The organism is Brachyspira catarrhinii, from assembly GCF_005518285.1.
Lineage (GTDB): Bacteria > Spirochaetota > Brachyspiria > Brachyspirales > Brachyspiraceae > Brachyspira > Brachyspira catarrhinii.
In genome coordinates, this window is the sequence record NZ_SJDU01000525.1 from 1 (window position 1) to 1267 (window position 1267).

Here is a 1267-nt window from a genome sequence, read left to right on the forward strand (position 1 = left end):
TCGTTTGCCAGAATCATAAACTGCTCTTTTATATTTTCCGCCGCTTAAAGTATGAAATATCAAAGTTTCTTTTTCGGACGATACGATTATCTCGTCTCTGCCGTCCATATCAAAATCGATTTCTTTTTTTATAAAATAATTTTTTCCGTAAATATTTTTTTCGGATATTGAAGTCGATTTTATCAAATTGGAATATGTGGAATGTCGCAAATTATTCAAATATAATCCGCCGAAAGTTCCATGCCAATAAGGGCAGTTGCATTGTCCTTGAAGCAAATAATCCAAAGCCGTTTCTTTATCTTTATTATTATTTTTACTTTTATCAAATTCTTCAAAAACATTAGACGCGTAAATCATTCTTTTATTCATTCGATTGCTTTCCGAATATTTTGAAAAATAATTTCTCCAAAAACCGCCTCGCATGAATCTTGTTATAATATCGTTTTCCGAAGATTTTTTTAATTCTTCAAGTTTTGTATGGAATTCGTCTTGCACTTTAGCGGGCAAAACCCAAGTAAGCATTTCCTCGTAAGAACCCGTAGGAATATATATTTTTGAAATCGGAGAGAATTTTTGCATATACTCGCTATAAGTCGTAGTTTTTATAATATCTTTTTCTTCGCTTAAAGCCTCGAAAAATTTTTCAAGCCACTTGTCTTCGTAAACCCATTTTTGAGTGCCAGGCCAATCTCCGTATTTTTCGCCATCGTCATGCAAAACTACGACTCTGTCTCCCTCTTCGGTTGCAATCAATTTTAAATATTCGATGGATTTTTCGACTTCCCTAAACGGTATCAAATAGCGAAGTTCCTGCGAAATTGGAAAAATATTTAATTTATAATTTTCGTTGTCCGTTATGAAATAGCCAAAAATATTTTTTGTGTCTATTCCCGTAGTCAAAAATTGCGAATCGTCAAGCATAATATATTTAATTTCGTTTTTCGCCAGATTTTTAACCAAAGTCGGCTCCCAAACTCTTTCGGCAATCCAAGCTCCTTTAGGATTAAAATCGAATTTATCTTTTATATAATTATTCAATTTTTGTATTTGAATATCTTTATCCTTATCGGGAATTGAAGGCATAATCGGTTCGTAAAAACCTCCGCTTTGAATTTCGATTCTTTTTTCTTTTACAAGATTTTTTAATTTTTCAATATGTTCGGGATGATTTTTTTCTATCCACAACAAAAGGCTTCCCGTGTAGTGAAAATTAAATTTTATTTCTTTATATTTCTCTAATATTTCCAAAAAAGGTTTATAAGCTTTT

Annotated in this window: 1 protein-coding gene; it reads right to left on the reverse strand. The window is 31.6% G+C overall.

What is annotated here, in order from left to right; genetic code table 11:
• The coding region (locus tag EZH24_RS12060; RefSeq protein ID WP_137999315.1) for an alpha-amylase/4-alpha-glucanotransferase domain-containing protein at positions 1-1267 on the reverse strand (1267 nt) is incomplete at both ends.